12 protein-coding genes are annotated in these 15,489 nt (G+C 61.0%); 8 read left to right on the forward strand and 4 right to left on the reverse strand.

Annotated features, from left to right (window positions below):
- Positions 1 to 52: 52 nt before the first annotated feature.
- The 4 genes from mmsB to WE862_RS15685 all read right to left on the reverse strand — a co-directional run bounded on the left by mmsB (position 53) and on the right by WE862_RS15685 (position 4,194).
- Complete coding sequence (gene mmsB, locus WE862_RS15670) at positions 53 to 973, reverse strand: 3-hydroxyisobutyrate dehydrogenase (protein ID WP_042032391.1); 921 nt, start codon at positions 971 to 973, stop codon at positions 53 to 55.
- Positions 974 to 1,023: 50 nt separating this feature from the next.
- Complete coding sequence (locus WE862_RS15675) at positions 1,024 to 2,142, reverse strand: enoyl-CoA hydratase/isomerase family protein (RefSeq protein ID WP_042032390.1); 1,119 nt, start codon at positions 2,140 to 2,142, stop codon at positions 1,024 to 1,026.
- Complete coding sequence (locus WE862_RS15680; RefSeq protein WP_042032389.1) at positions 2,135 to 2,932, reverse strand: enoyl-CoA hydratase; 798 nt, start codon at positions 2,930 to 2,932, stop codon at positions 2,135 to 2,137. Before WE862_RS15680 ends, WE862_RS15675 begins: the two co-directional genes overlap by 8 nt.
- Positions 2,933 to 3,036: 104 nt before the next feature.
- Positions 3,037 to 4,194: an acyl-CoA dehydrogenase family protein gene (locus WE862_RS15685; protein WP_042032388.1), complete on the reverse strand. Its 1,158-nt coding sequence runs from the start codon at positions 4,192 to 4,194 to the stop codon at positions 3,037 to 3,039.
- A gap of 305 nt (positions 4,195 to 4,499) precedes the next feature.
- Here WE862_RS15685 and WE862_RS15690 point away from each other — a divergent pair, with 305 nt between their 5' ends.
- The 8 genes from WE862_RS15690 to WE862_RS15725 are packed head-to-tail and all read left to right on the forward strand — an operon-like array spanning position 4,500 to position 15,277.
- Positions 4,500 to 5,642: an isovaleryl-CoA dehydrogenase gene (locus WE862_RS15690; protein WP_042032386.1), complete on the forward strand. Its 1,143-nt coding sequence runs from the start codon at positions 4,500 to 4,502 to the stop codon at positions 5,640 to 5,642.
- Entirely contained in the window at positions 5,639 to 7,249 is a 1,611-nt protein-coding gene (locus tag WE862_RS15695; protein ID WP_042032385.1) for a carboxyl transferase domain-containing protein, read from the forward strand. The genes WE862_RS15690 and WE862_RS15695 overlap by 4 nt, the downstream gene beginning before the upstream one ends.
- Positions 7,250 to 7,260: 11 nt before the next feature.
- Positions 7,261 to 8,115: an enoyl-CoA hydratase-related protein gene (locus WE862_RS15700; protein ID WP_042032384.1), complete on the forward strand. Its 855-nt coding sequence runs from the start codon at positions 7,261 to 7,263 to the stop codon at positions 8,113 to 8,115.
- Positions 8,112 to 10,100: an acetyl/propionyl/methylcrotonyl-CoA carboxylase subunit alpha gene (locus tag WE862_RS15705; RefSeq protein ID WP_042032382.1), complete on the forward strand. Its 1,989-nt coding sequence runs from the start codon at positions 8,112 to 8,114 to the stop codon at positions 10,098 to 10,100. The genes WE862_RS15700 and WE862_RS15705 overlap by 4 nt, the downstream gene beginning before the upstream one ends.
- A 14-nt stretch (positions 10,101 to 10,114) precedes the next feature.
- Entirely contained in the window at positions 10,115 to 11,065 is a 951-nt protein-coding gene (locus WE862_RS15710) for a hydroxymethylglutaryl-CoA lyase (protein ID WP_156128785.1), read from the forward strand.
- Positions 11,066 to 11,067: 2 nt separating this feature from the next.
- The gene (locus WE862_RS15715) at positions 11,068 to 11,478 is read left to right on the forward strand and encodes a MerR family transcriptional regulator (RefSeq protein ID WP_042032379.1); all 411 of its coding nucleotides are present in this window, start codon (positions 11,068 to 11,070) and stop codon (positions 11,476 to 11,478) included.
- 36 nt (positions 11,479 to 11,514) lie between these two features.
- Positions 11,515 to 12,276, forward strand: coding sequence for a substrate-binding periplasmic protein (locus tag WE862_RS15720; protein ID WP_042032378.1), 762 nt, complete (start codon positions 11,515 to 11,517; stop codon positions 12,274 to 12,276).
- 52 nt (positions 12,277 to 12,328) lie between these two features.
- A complete protein-coding gene (locus WE862_RS15725; RefSeq protein ID WP_082035503.1) occupies positions 12,329 to 15,277 on the forward strand; it encodes a DUF748 domain-containing protein in 2,949 nt (982 codons plus the stop codon).
- Positions 15,278 to 15,489 lie beyond the last annotated feature (212 nt).

Genomic DNA, 15,489 nt, shown 5'->3' on the forward strand with positions numbered 1-15,489 from the left:
GCGGTAATGATCGTCTGAACCCAGCAAGCCGCAAGATGGCGCCCGGCGACCACTACCCCTCTCTGCCTTTTTCCAGATAAAGCCGGACGATACTGGAAAAATCCAGCTCTCCCTCTCCGTTCGCCGCATGCAGATTAAACAGGTTGCGCGCAAGAGCTCCCATGGGCACGGCGCTGTGAGCATGCTCGGCCAGCGCCATGGCGAGCCCGAGGTCTTTCACCATCAGCCGGGTCATAAATCCCCCCTGATAGTTACGGGCAGCCGGTACGTTCTCCATCACCCCGGGCCAGGGGTTGTAGCGATCCAGACTCCAGTTGTTGCCCGAGCTCTTGCCCATGATGGTGGAGAGCACTGCCGGATCCAGCCCCTCCTTCACTCCGAGCGCCAGCGCCTCGGCGGTGCCCGCCATATGGATGGCAAGCAGCATGTTGTTGCACATCTTGGCGATCTGCCCGGCGCCAAGGGGGCCGGCGTGGAACAGATTCAGCCCCATGCAGGCCAGTACGGGCTTGGCCGCATCAAAATCCGCAGCATCGCCACCAACAATAAAGGTGAGTGAGCCTGCCGCTGCGCCGGCAACTCCGCCCGAGACAGGGGCATCGATAAAGCGCAGGCCGCGTGCACGGGCCGCGCTCCCCACCAGGCGGGCAGAGGCCACATCGATGGTGGAGCAGTCGATCACCAGCACACCGGCAGGTAAAGCGGCCAGCAGATCCTGCCCGTCCCGTTCACCATCACTCTCGCCCAACCAGAGGCTGCGCACATGCTCACCGGCAGGCAGCATGCTGATGACGACATCACTGTCGGTCACCGCTTCGCGGGCATCTCCTGCCGCAATGCAGCCCGCTGCAATGGCTCGCTCGACACTGTGGGCAACCAGATCAAATACCTGCACCGTATGCCCGACTTTGGCCAGATTGGCTGCCATGGGTCCCCCCATGTTGCCCAGCCCGATAAATCCGATCCTTGTCATTCTGCTTGCTCCTTGCGTTCTTGATAGCACCGCAGCTGCCAGAGCAGAGCCTAGCCCTTGCGTGCCAACGGGTTGTGCCCATGGGGCCAGCGATAGAATTCGTCCAGCCAATCCCCCTCGGCAGGCTGCTCCTGCCAGTGGGGCTCCCTGTCCTTGTCGATAAGCAGCGCCCGCACCCCTTCCACAAAATCGCCCTTGAGCACGCAGTTGACCGAGAGAGTCAGTTCGTCGGCAAATACCTCGGCAAGGGATTGACGGCGAGCCTGCCAATATTGGCGCCAGAGGATGGCACGGCTGATGGGGCTACCGGTGCGACAGCTCTCCTGCGCCAGGGCAAATGCTTTCTCTCCCGCCGTTTCGTCAAATCGGGCAGCAAACAGTCTTGCCAACACTCCCGCCAACGTTCGCCCCGCCAGCAGGTCATCGATTCTTGGTTGATGGGGCAGCAGGATGGGCGCAGGCAACTGCGCTGCGGCACCTTTATGAAAGCCGCGCAGCAGCTGATCGATCTGCTCACGGGGCTCACAACCGGCTGACCAATCGAGTGCCGCCAATCGGTGCAACAACTCGGCTCGCTCGCTGCTGGCGATGGCGTGATCCGCCAGCCCAAGGCCGATGGCATCACTCCCGTTGAAGCGGGCACCGGTCAGACCAAGCCAGAGCCCGAGTCGCCCCGGCATCCGGCTTAAAAACCAGCTGGCCCCCACATCGGGATAGAGGCCGATGGTCACCTCCGGCATGGCGAACAGGCTCTTCTCGGTCACCACCCGAAAATCGGCGCCGGCAAACAGGCCTATCCCACCCCCCATGCAGATGCCGTCCGCCACGCAGACAAGGGGCTTGCGGTAACAGTGGATGTGGTGATCGAGCCGATACTCCTGCTCGAAAAAGTCGCGGGCATATTCAAACAGTTCCGATCCGCTCACCTCCTGCTTGCGGTAATAAAAGGAGCGAATATCACCACCGGCACAGAACGCCTTCTCGCCTGCCCCCTGCAGCAACACGCAGACGATGGCGGGATCCTGCTCCCAGCGGGTTAGCGTCTGTTGCAGGATCTGGATCATTGGCAGGCTCAATGCGTTGAGAGACGCAGGGCTGTCGAGAATCAACACCCCGATCTGGTGGCCATCAGCCGTTGGATGGGTTGCAATACTTACTGGCTCACTCATGGGTTGCACCATCCGGCTTTTGGTACTGCCAGTGCGGGGCGCGCTTTTCGAGAAACGCGGCCACCCCTTCCCGCTGGTTGGCATCATTAAACAGTTCGAGGAAGAGGCTTCGCTCGAGCGGCAATGCCGCATCGCGCGGGCCGCTGCGCCCCTGATTGATAAGGGTCTTACAGGCGCGCAGGGCACTCGGACTCTGGCGCTCCACCAGATGGGCCATCTGATGGGCTGCCTCCCACGCCTGCCCGGTTTTCACCACCTCCTCGACCAGCCCAATCTCATAGGCAAGGGATGCACTCACCTTCTCGCCACAGAGGATCAGCCGCTTGGCCCAGCCCGGCCCTACCAGTTCGGTGAGACGCTGGGTGCCACCGGCACAGGGGAGCAAGCCTACAGATGCTTCCGGTAGCCCCAGCAACGCCTGCTGTTCGGCGATGCGGATATCACAGGCCAGCGCCACTTCCAGCCCACCACCCATGGCATAACCGTTGATGGCCGCAATGGTGACGCCATGAAAACGGGCCAGCGCTTCGAATGCACGACCAAAAGCGTCGGCCACATCACGAGCCTGTTCGACATTGCCATCGGCAAACAGGTTGAGATCGGCACCGGCGCAGAAGAACTTCTCGCCAGCCCCGCGGATCACCAGCGCCACCACATCGGGGCGGCTGTCAAGCTCCTCCATCATCCGCAGGAAAGCTTGCAGACTGGCAAGCGTCCAGGTATTGGCTGGCGGATGGTCAAGGGTGATGTAGGCCACGTGGCCGTTGTATTCGAGCCTGATCCTTGTCATTGCGTTTGTCCTTGTCAGTAGAGCGATAGCCATGATGACAGAGTTGCATGGAACCAACCTGTGACTGGCTCACAAAGCTGGTGCCCTTGAGGTGTCATCCAGCACTACATGAGCGCCAACCCCTGCTCGGCCAGCAGCCGACGAGCGATGATGAGTCGCATCACCTCGTTGGTTCCCTCCAGAATGCGATGCACCCGGGTATCGCGCAGGTAGCGCTCGAGCGGATAGTCGCGGGTATAACCATAGCCACCAAAGAGTTGCAGAGCCTCATCACAGACCCGATAACCGACATCGGTGGCAAACCGTTTGGCCATGGCGCACCAGGCACTCTTGTCGGGATCTCCGCGATCCAGCTTGTCAGCCGCCTGACGCACCAGCAGACGAGCAGCTGCCAGCTCGGTCGCCATATCGGCCAGGCGAAATTGCACGCTCTGGAATTCGCTGATCGGGTGACCAAATTGCTGGCGCTGCTGCACATAGGCCAGCGCATCGTCCAGTGCCTGCTGGGCAGTGCCCACCGAGCAGGTGGCAATATTGATTCTCCCCCCATCAAGCGCCTGCATGGCGAACTTGAACCCTTCCCCCTCTTCGCCCAACCGATAGCAGGCAGGAATGCGAACCTCATTGAAAACAACCTCCCGGGTCGGCTGGCTATTCCAGCCCATCTTCTCTTCTGCCTTGCCATAGCTCACGCCAGGGGCATTGGCCGGCACCATAAAGGCTGAGATCCCCTTCGCACCTTCACCACCGGTGCGCGCCATCACCACCAGCACATCGCTGCTGCCCGCTCCCGAGATAAAGACCTTTGTTCCCTCAATAAGATAATTGTCACCCTCGCGCACCGCTCGGGTCTTGAGTGCCGCAGCATCGGAACCCGCCCCCGGCTCGGTAAGGCAATATGATCCCAACAGCTCGCCGCAGGCCAGTTTGGGCACCCACTCCTTGGCAACCTCGGTGGGCAGCCAGCTGCCCAGCATCCAGCTCACCATGTTGTGAATGGTCAGATAAGCCGTGGTCGAGGTACAGCCCATGGCGAGGCGCTCGAAGATGAGGCTCGCATCGAGGCGAGGCAGCCCCAATCCGCCAAACTGCTCCGGGGTATAGAGGCCACAAAAACCTAGCCCGGCCGCCTGCTTGATGGTCGGGATCGGAAACTCATGCTCCTTGTCCCAGCGCGCGGCATGGGGTTTGAGCGCCTCATCGGCAAAGGCGGCGGCCGCCTCCACATACGCCTGTTGATCATCGGTCAGGGTAAAATCCATCTTGTCGTTCGCTCCCTTGTTGCCCTGCGCTTATTTTCCTGAGTTAGTGCTTTATGACGCGGCGCCCACACACTGGTCATTCGGATCTGCCACTATGGCGCTGCTGTCGTGGTAGCTGATGACTATCTCACTACCACCGCTTTATCGACACACATCAGATTAACAATTGATTTACGTTTACGCTAACGTAAACTTGTGGCAGAAGTGAAGTACAAAAATGGACCGACCACTGCCAACTGTGAAGCTAGGTTAGCAGGTCGAACCAACCTTCCTACCCGACTGTCATATCCGCAAGGAGAGCATGGATGCAGATGGATGAGACCCTGAATGCCCTGACCGAACAGGTCGCGGCTTTCTGCCAGAAAGTGATCACCCCGCGCGCCAGCGAGATCGATCAGAGCAACACCTTCCCCCGTGATCTCTGGCCCCGGATGGGTGAGCTGGGGCTGCACGGCATCACGGTGGCGGAGGAGTATGACGGGGTGAATCTCGGCTATCTGGCCCATGTGCTGGTGATGGAGCAAGTGAGCCGCGCCAGCGCCTCGGTCGGCCTCTCCTACGGCGCCCACTCCAATCTCTGCATCAACCAGATCCACCGCCACGGCACGCCGGAGCAGAAAGCGCGCTACCTGCCCCCGCTGGTGAGCGGCGAGCATGTGGGGGCGCTGGCCATGAGCGAGCCGGGCGCAGGCTCCGATGTGGTCAGCATGCGCCTCACCGCAGTGCGCGAGGGGGAGCACTTTGTGCTGAACGGCAACAAGATGTGGATCACCAACGGCCCGGATGCCGACACCTTCGTCATCTATGCCAAGACCGATGCCAGTGCCGGTCCCAAAGGGATTTCTGCCTTTATCGTCGAGGCTGGCACTCCCGGTTTCTCCACCGCCCAGAAACTCGACAAGCTGGGGATGCGCGGCTCCAGCACCTGCGAGCTGGTGTTCGACAACTGCCGGGTGCCGCAGGAGAACCTGCTGGGCCCCTTGCACGGCGGGGTCAAGGTGCTGATGAGCGGGCTCGATTACGAACGGGTAGTGCTGGCAGCAGGCCCCCTTGGCATCATGCAGGCTTGCATGGATGTGGTGCTGCCCTATGTGCGCGAGCGCAAGCAGTTTGGCCAGGCCATCGGCGAGTTCCAGCTGGTACAGGGCAAGCTCGCCGACATGTATACCCGCCTCGCCAGCAGCCGGGCGCTGGTCTATTCGGTGGCGAGCGCCTGCGATCAGGGCCGCACCAGCCGTAAAGATTGCGCCGCCGCTATCCTGTTTGCCGCCGAAAATGCCACCCAGATGGCGCTCGATGCCATCCAGCTGCTCGGCGGCAACGGCTACATCAACGAATACCCCACCGGCCGTCTGCTGCGGGACGCCAAGCTCTACGAGATAGGTGCTGGCACCTCGGAGATCCGCCGCTGGCTGATTGGTCGCGAGCTGATGGGAGAGAACGCATGAGTCGTATCCACTCCCATCTCGACACGGCGAGCCCGGAATATGCAGCCAATCGGGCCGCCATGCAGGGGCTGGTCGACGATCTCCATGCCCGCATTGCCGAGATCGCCCAAGGAGGCGGCGCGGCCAACAACGCCCGCCATCAGGCCCGTGGCAAGCTGCTGCCCCGCGAGCGCATCAATCAGCTGCTGGACCCGGGCTCCCCGTTTCTCGAACTGTCGGCGCTGGCTGGCTGGCAGGTCTATGACGAGCCGGTGCCCGCCGCCGGCATCATCACCGGCATCGGCCGGGTCTCGGGCAGGCTCTGTATGCTGGTGGTGAACGACGCCACCGTGAAGGGCGGCACCTACTACCCGCTCACGGTGAAAAAGCACCTGCGCGCCCAGGCCATCGCCGAGCGGCTGCGCCTCCCCTGCCTCTATCTGGTGGATTCCGGCGGCGCCTTTCTGCCGATGCAGGATGAGGTGTTCCCCGACCGGGATCACTTTGGTCGCATCTTCTACAACCAGGCCCGCATGTCGGCCCAGAACATCCCCCAGCTGGCGGTGGTGATGGGGCTCTGCACCGCAGGCGGCGCCTACGTGCCCGCCATGGCGGACGAGTCGATCATGGTCAGGGAGCAGGCCACCATCTTTCTGGCCGGCCCGCCGCTGGTCAAGGCCGCCACCGGTGAGGAGATCAGCGCCGAGGCACTGGGCGGCGCCGAGGTGCACTGCGCCCACTCTGGGGTGGCTGATCATATGGCCCGTGACGATGCCCACGCGCTAGCCATCGCCCGAACCCTGCTCACCCATCTGGGCAGTGACCATGTTCCGCTCTCGGGTTTGGCATCGACCTACGATGAGCCAACCTACCCCATAGAGGATCTCTACGGTCTGGTGGGCACCAGCCTCAAACGCCCTTACGATGCGCGGGAGCTGATCGCCCGACTGGTGGATGGCTCTGACTTTGACGAATTCAAGGCGCTGTTCGGCACCACTCTGGTAACCGGCTTTGCCCGTATTTGCGGCATGGAGGTGGGGATCCTCGCCAACAACGGCGTGCTGCACAGCGACAGCGCCCAGAAAGGCGCTCACTTTATCCAGCTCTGTAACCGCCGCACCATCCCGCTGCTCTTTTTACAGAACATCACCGGTTTTATGGTGGGCAGCACGGCAGAGCGCGAAGGGATCGCCAAGCACGGCGCCAAGCTGGTGACCGCAGTGGCCTGCAGCCGGGTGCCCAAGATCACTCTGATCGTCGGTGGCAGCTTTGGTGCCGGCAACTACGGCATGTGCGGCCGCGCCTATGAACCCGATTTTCTCTTTAGCTGGCCCAACAGCCGCATCTCCGTCATGGGGGGCGAGCAAGCGGCCGGGGTACTGGTGCAGGTGCGTCGGGACAAGCTGGCTGCCGAGGGCAAGAGCCTTAACGAGCAAGAAGCAGCCGCCATCCGCGCGCCGGTGATAGAGCAGTATGAGCGCCAGGGCCACCCCTACTACGCAAGCGCTCGCCTGTGGGATGACGGCGTCATCGACCCGGCCCAGAGCCGCACCGTGCTGGCGCTGGCGCTGGCCGCCTGTCAGGGTGCCCGCATTGCACCCGAGCAGTACGGCATCTTCCGGATGTAAGGAGCAAGCATATGTCCGATCCACTCACTTCCCCTGCACTCAGCTCTTCAGCCCAGAACCCGTTTCGGCTGGAGCGGCACGGCCCACTGGCCGAGCTGGTGCTGTCGCGCCCGGCCCGCCACAACGCCTTTGATGCCGACCTGATGCTGGGGCTGCTCGACTGCCTCGATGATCTGGCCCATCTCCATGGTCATGATCTCGCCGAACGTCCTCACGCCCTGCTGCTGCGGGCCGAGGGCAAGCACTTCTGCGCGGGCGCCGATCTCAACTGGATGCGTAATCTGGCCCACGCCGATTTCGAGCACAATCGCGAAGACGCCCGGGTACTGGCGCGGCTGATGCAGACCCTCGACGAGCTCCCCTTCCCTACGGTGGCGCTGGTGCAAGGGGCCGCCTATGGCGGGGCGCTGGGGCTGATCTGTGCCTGCGATCTGGTGCTGGCCAGCGACAATGCCCGCTTTTGCCTATCAGAGGTAAGCCTCGGGCTAGTGCCTGCGGTGATCAGCCCCTACGTGGTACGTGCCATGGGAATGCGTCAGGCGCGCCGCTACATGCTCAGTGCCGAGCCGTTCGATGCAATCACCGCATGTCGGCTCAATGTGGCGCATCAACTCTGCCAACCGGATCAACTGCTGGCGGAGGGACGGGCGCAGGCCCTGCGTCTGTGCCGCAACGGGCCGGAAGCGATGAAAGAGACCAAACGGCTGCTGGCGGCGATAGAAGACCACCCTTCCCGCCTGCACGAAGAGAAAACTGTCGAGACCATCGCCCGGGTTCGGGTGGGGCTCGAAGCCCAAGAGGGGATGCAGGCCTTCTTCGACAAACGTCCTCCCGCCTGGCGTCCCCGTTTCAAGGATGAGACATGACCCATCACTCTCAGATTAAGCGCCTGCTGATTGCCAATCGCGGCGAAATTGCTGTGCGTATCATCAAGACGGCGAAATGCCTCGGCATCCACACCATCGCCCTCTACTCCGATGCCGACGCCCACGCCATGCACACCCGTCTGGCCGATGAGGCCTGGCATCTGGGGCCCGCACCGGCCAGAGAGAGCTATCTCGACACCGGCAAAGTGCTGAAGATTGCCAAAGAGGCGCGCGCCGATGCCATCCATCCCGGTTACGGCTTTCTGTCGGAAAACAGCGATTTTGCCACCACCTGCGAGCAGCGTGGCCTGCGCTTTGTCGGCCCAAGCGGCGCCGCCATTCTCGCCATGGGCGACAAATCGGGGGCCAAGGCGCTGATGCAGGCTGCCGGCGTACCTGTGCTGCCCGGCTATCACGGCACGGATCAACGACCGGACTTCTTGCGCGATCAGGCGAGCCTGATTGGCTTCCCGCTGCTTATCAAAGCGGCCAGTGGCGGTGGTGGCAAGGGGATGCGCCGGGTCGATCAGCTGGCTGACTTTGACGAGTCGCTGGCGGCAGTCAAACGTGAAGCCAAGGCCGCCTTTGGCGACGATCTGGTGCTGCTGGAGCGCTATCTGCCCCGGGCTCGCCATGTGGAAGTACAGGTCTTTGCCGATAGCCTCGGCAACACCATCTATTTGGGGGACAGGGACTGCTCCTTGCAGCGACGCCATCAGAAGGTGATCGAAGAGGCACCCGCCCCAGACATTTCTCCGGCTCTGCGCCGCGCCATGGGGGATGCGGCCGTGGCCGCAGCCAAAGCCATCCACTATCAGGGGGCTGGCACCATCGAGTTCCTGCTCTACAAGGATGAGTTCTTCTTTATGGAGATGAACACCCGGCTGCAGGTGGAGCATCCGGTCACCGAAGCGGTAACCGGGCAGGATCTGGTGGCCTGGCAGTTGGCTGTGGCCGAAGGCAAGCCGCTGCCACTGACTCAGGAGGAAGTGGTGCTGCGCGGACATGCGGTAGAGGCGCGCCTCTACGCCGAGGATGTGGCGGCCGGTTTTCTACCGGCCAGTGGGCCCATCCACTGGCTCCACTGGCCGGATAGCGTGCGTATCGACACCGGCGTCACCGCTGGCGATGAGGTCAGCCCCTATTACGATCCCATGATCGCCAAGCTGATCGCCCACGGCCAGAGCCGCGCCGAGGCGTTCGCCAAACTGGCCGATGCACTGGCGGCGCTGGATCTCGGCCCGCTGGTGCACAACGGCCCGCTGCTGCTGCGCCTGTGTGAAGAGCCTGACGTCCTGGCCATGGGCCACCATACCCAGTGGCCCATCCCTACCACAGCGCAACCCATTCCTGAACTTGCCTGGCCGCTCGCTGCCCTCGGGCTGGCGAGCCGCCCTGTGGGCACCTCCCCCTGGCAGCAAGCCTGTGGATTTCGGCTAGGGCCGGATCGCTGCTGGACAGCGGCGGTGCGCATCGGTGATGAGCGCCGGGTATTGACCCTTGACGATCATGGCGGCCAGTTTGAGTGGCAAGGGGAGACTCTTTGCTACCAAAAAGGCGATGACCATATCCGGCTGCAGCATGGCGGCTGCTGGCAGCAGATCCCCATTCAGACGGTCGCAGGCTCGGAAGCAACCTTCATCATGACCATGGCGGGCCAGCGCATCCGTTTCGCAGCCGATGATCAGCAGCACAGCCACCACCATGATCAGGCAAACGAGAAGGCACAAGGCGCCATCGCCCCCATGCACGGCATCGTGGTGGCCGTAATGGTCGAACCCGGCCAAACGGTCAGCAAGGGGCAACCCCTGCTGGTGCTGGAGGCGATGAAGATGGAACACCAGTTGCGTGCAGAGCGGGACGGAGTAATTGAAGCCCTGCAGTGCAAACAGGGTGATCAGGTGAGCCAGGGGGCCGTGCTGGTGCGCTTTGCCGATGCAGCCCCAGAGGAGAACGCCATCAACCAACAAGCGAGTAGATCATGAACAGAGGAGCAGCCATGCCGGATGACAAGGTCAGTCTGGTGGAGATGGGGCCGCGGGATGGCCTGCAAAATGAAGCTGCGACCCTCTCGCTGGTGCAGCGGCTAGAGCTCATCGCCCGACTGGCAGACAGCGGTCTGCTGCGCATCGAGGTCGGCGCCTTTGTCTCTGCGAAAAAGGTGCCGCAAATGGCAGACTCCTCCGCACTTTTTCAGGCACTGCCACGCAAGAGGCCGACCCGTTACGGCGCTCTGGTACCCAATCTGCAAGGCTTGCAGGCTGCCATTGCCGCCCGCGCCGACGAGATTGGCCTCTTTACCGCCTGCTCCGACGGTTTTACCCGCGCCAATATCGGCATCAGCGTGGAGGAGTCGCTGGTGCGCTTCGCCCCGCTGGTGCAGGAAGCACGCCGCCTCGGCATCAAGGTGCGCGGCTATCTATCCACCGTCATCGCCTGCCCGTTCGATGGCCCGACCCGCCCGAAACGGGTCGCCGCCATGGCCGAGCAGTTGCTGGATCTCGGCTGCCACGAAATTTCGCTGGGGGACACCATCGGCGTCGGCACCCCGGGCACGGTGGCGCCCATGCTGGATGCGGTGCTGCACGAGATCCCGGCGGGGCGGCTCGCGGTCCATTTTCACGACACCTACGGTCAGGGCTTGGCCAACCTGCTGCCCGCGCTGGAGCGGGGTATTCGCACCATCGACTGCTCGGTAGCAGGCCTTGGCGGCTGTCCCTATGCCCCGGGCGCCTCCGGTAATGTGGCATCTGAAGAGGTGGTCTACCTGCTGCACGGCCTAGGCATGACGACCGGGGTGGATCTCGACAAACTGGCGGCAACCGGCCAGTGGGTCAGCGAGCAGCTCGGCCGCCCCAACGGCTCACGGGTCGGTCAGGCCCTGCACGCCAATGCCGAACGGCTGCGCGCCCGCCTCTGCCAGCCACACGCCCAGCAACAGGAGTCATGACCATGTCTCGTTCCCTGCCCGGCAAGGAGATCACCTACAGCATTTCGGAATTGGCCCACGAGTTCGATGTCACACCGCGCACTATCCGCTACTACGAGGACGAGGGGCTGCTCACCCCGCAGCGGGAGGGGCAGACCCGCATCTACAGCCACAAGGACAAGATCCGGCTCAAGCTGACCCTGCGCGGCAAGCGGCTGGGGTTTAGCCTGGCCGAGATCCGCGAGCTGTTCGATATGTACGACACCGACAAATCGAGCAAAAACCAGCTCAACTCCATGATCAGACTGATCGAAAACAAGCGCAGTGCCCTGTACCAGCAACTGGAGGATATCCAGATGGTGATGGCCGAGCTGGAGGCTGCCGAACAGCGCTGTGTTAATTCCCTTAACAACTTGAAAAGCGCAGCAGATTAACCGAATCTGGGGTTATGCAATTGCCCTGGGACGTCCATGAAATATTGGTGCTGGTTTTTACTTCTGTTCAGTCTGTCCGGTTGGAGCCATCCCCTTATCAAGGTCGGCGGTTATCCTTATGCCCCGTTCGTGGTCAAAGTGTCGGATGACCACTATGAAGGACTGACGCTGGACCTCATCGCCAAGCTCAACGAGATCCAGCAAGAGGTAAGATTCGTGTTTGTTCCCACCTCGGCTGCCAATCGTTACAAGGCGCTCGATCTGGGCCGTTTCTCGCTGATGCTGTTTGAAGACAGCAAGTGGGGCTGGCAAACCGACAAGTTCAAGATGACCTCCCCATTTCTTGGCGGCGGTGAAGTGTATGTTGCCCTCAAGGCCCCCGGGCGAGACCAGCGTTTTTTCGAGGATCCTTCCCTCCACCACCTTATTGGTGTAACCGGTTATCACTACGGCATCGGCCAGTTCAATGCAGATCCGGTCTATTTGCACAACCATCTCGACATCACGCTGTTCAAAGACAATGTCAGTGCCCTGCAAGCCCTGCTCAAGGGACGCGGTGATATCGCCATCCTCAATATCTCCTATTTGAACCAGTATCTGCTCAGCAACCCCGAGGTAAAGGCGCAGCTGCTTGTGTCGCAAAAGTGGGACCAGCGCTACCAGCACCGCGCTATCTTTGATCCCGAGTCCAGCATTACCCCTGCCCAGCTGGAACTGTGGCTGGCCAAGCTGCGCCAAACAGGTGATCTGGATCGACTTTGGACAAAGTACGGCGTATCAGAGTACGCAACCCCATGATTACTATCTGACTTTTCGGTACCATGACGGGAACCGAATGGGAGTGCATCAAATGGAGACCACCATGCCCGCATCCCCCCGAGCTCGCCGGTTGCGCTACCTGGTCTACGCACTCCTGCTACTCCTTATCCTCGTTTCCCTGTTGCTGTGGCAAACTCCGCGGCTGATCCAGCGCTACCTGCCCGGCTGGCTGGCCGATCGCTACGGCATTCACCTCACACTTGGCGAGATCGATGTCAGCTTGCGCCACCCCGCTCTGGCCATCGGCCCCAGTGCACTGCTCGATGACAAGCTGCAGCCATTGGTCAGCTTTGACCATCTGCAGGTAATCCCCGAGCTCAAAGCAAGCTGGCAGCAAAAACGCGTGGTACTCAGCGACGTCGCGCTGACCAGGCCGGTGGTGCTGGTGCGGCGACTGAGTGACAAAAAGGGGGACGTTCGGCTCAACCTGACCGATGCGCTGGCAACTCTGTTTGCACCGACACCCGCAACAGAGCCGGAACCGGAAACCGCTCCCGTTATTGTCGATATCGCAAGGATTGCGCTTACCGATGGCCAGCTTGCCTATCTGGATAAGCGCAAGGAGAGCGAACCTGGCTGGGTGCCCTCGCTCAAGCTCGATAAACTGGCGCTGCAACTGGAGGGACTGAGCACATCCGCAGGACACCTCACCGCCTACCAGCTGGCTGCCACTCTCAACGGCAAGAGCCCGCTGAGTGCCCAAGGCAAGCTGGATATCACCAGCGGCATGGGTCAGGGCAAGGCAAGCATCAAGCAACTCGATATCAAGCCCTTTGCCCCACTCTGGGCCCCCTATCTCAAGCTGGCGCTGACCCGGGGTAATGCCGGTGCAGAGGTTGAATATCAACTGAAAAACGGCAAGAAAGGGATCGAGTGGCAATTGTCCAAAGGCAAGCTGGCGCTAGACAACTGGCAAATGAAGCACGACAAGGGTGAGGAGTTTGCCCGCTTCAGCCAGCTAGCGCTCGCTGAACTTGCTGTGGATGGCAGCAAACAATCCCTGCATATCGGCAAAATTACCCTGCAACAGCCACATCTCAAGGCCACCCTCAATGAGCGGCAGGAGCTGGATCTGGCCGAACTATTGATCGATCAGCCACCAGCCAAGCCGAGCAAAGAGAAAAAAGAGAAACCGGCCCCCGCCAGCAAGCCATGGCAGTGGCAGATCAACCAGATTGCCATCAGCAAAGGGGATATCACCCTCACCGAAGCGAGCAGTGGCAAACCATTAGCACGACAGCTATCCGACCTGCAGCTGGCATTAGGCCCGCTGGGCAGCAAGAGCGAACAGCAGAGCAAAGTGGCGCTCTCGACCCGTTTCAACCAGAAGAGTCCCCTCGCCTTTGATGGCCAGCTGACCCTGGCCCCCTTTACCCTCGCTGGCGAGATAACCCAGCAGGCACTTCCTCTTGTGCTGGCCCAGCCCTATCTGAACGATCTGGTGCGGATCAAGGTGAAAGAGGGCGAGCTCAGCAGCAAAACCAAGCTGGCGCTGGCGACCACAGAGCAAGGGGAACTGGGCAAGCTGACTCTGCAAGGAGGGCTAGATGTCCATACCCTCAAGGTGGTCGATCGGGCCGATAACCAGAGACTGCTCGAGATCAATGACCTGAAGCTGACCGGCCTCGATTACGACGGCATCAGCCAGAAGATGAAGATCAAGGATGTGGCGCTGACCAAGCCCTTCGCCCGCATCGAGATCAACGAAAATGGCGTCACCAATATCCAGCAACTGCTGCTGACCGCCCCTGCATCGGCCAAGGGTAAAACCGCCCCCCACCAGAGCAAGAGCAACAAAGCAGCACCCGCATTTCAATTCACCATCGATGAGCTGCGCACCGAACAGGGCAACCTGCGCTTTGCCGACCGCAGCCTGAGCCAGGATTTCGTGGCTGATATCGCTTCGCTGGGCGGTCAGAGCCGCCATATCAGCAACATTCCGGGCCAGCGCTCCGAACTCTCCTTCAATGGCAAGGTGGATCGCTACGCCCCGGTGACCATCCGTGGCGGTACTAACCTGCTGGTCGCCGACCCGGTGCTCGACATTGCTGTCGCCTTCAACAATCTGGAGTTGACCACCTTTACCCCTTACTCGGGCACCTATGCCGGTTACGCCATCGACAAGGGGCAGCTCTCGGTGAAACTGCACTACAAGCTGGAAGGCAAACGGCTGGAAGGAGACAACGACATCACCATCAAAAAATTGCAACTGGGTGAGAAGATCAAGAGTGAACAGGCCAAGGATCTGCCACTCGGTCTGGCCATCGCGCTGCTGAGCGATGCCAACGGTGTCATCCAGATGAACCTCAAGGTGAAGGGCAATCTTGACCAGCCTGACTTCAGCCTCGGCAACATCTTCTGGGATGTGCTTGGCAACACCCTGAGCAAGGCGATCACCTCACCCTTCTCGTTGCTCGCCTCTCTGGCTGGCGGCAGTGAAGATCTCGACGAGATCACCTTTCTGCCGGGCGATCCGGATCTCACCCAGACCCAGCAAGAGAAGCTGACCAAGCTGGCGCAGGCCCTCAAGGATCGCCCCAAGCTCAGCATGAATATCCGCGGCAAGGTCAACTTCAATGAAGAGCGCCCTATCCTGCAACGGCAAAAACTGGAGCGGGCCCTTGCCAAACTCACCGGTAATCAGGTCGATCTCGATCTGCTGGAGCAGGATAAGGATATGCAAGACGCCCTGGCACAAGCCTATAAAGATCGCTTCGGAGAAGATCTGGGAGATCTCGCCGACCGTCTGCATCTTGATGAAAAGAGCGCTGCGCTGCGGGCTCAGGCGGTTGCCCTGCTGCAGGAGCAACAACTCATCACCGCCAAGTCCCTGCGCAATCTCGCCATGCGCCGGGCACAAAACACCAAGGAGTTTTTGGTGGATGCCCAGGGGATCACGCCAGAGCGGCTGTTTGTGCTGGACAGTCAGGTCAAGGAAGAGGACAAGGAGGCCAAAGTGGTACTGACACTGGATGAGTGAGCTTCTCCTCATCCGGTTCGCCTGCGCGTAATAAAAATACAAGCCTTCAACTATTTTGACACCTTTTGCTCACGAAACCGGCTGACCTGCTGAACAATTGGGCGTCAGTGCAAATAAATACGTAATTTTTTTACGGTTTAGTCCCTTCCCCCCCTTGCGGCGGTTTTACAAGCTGCCTAAAATCGCGCGTCTTTTTGTTAACCCCACCTCTA

The organism is Aeromonas jandaei (assembly GCF_037890695.1).
GTDB classification, from domain to species: Bacteria; Pseudomonadota; Gammaproteobacteria; order Enterobacterales; family Aeromonadaceae; genus Aeromonas; species Aeromonas jandaei.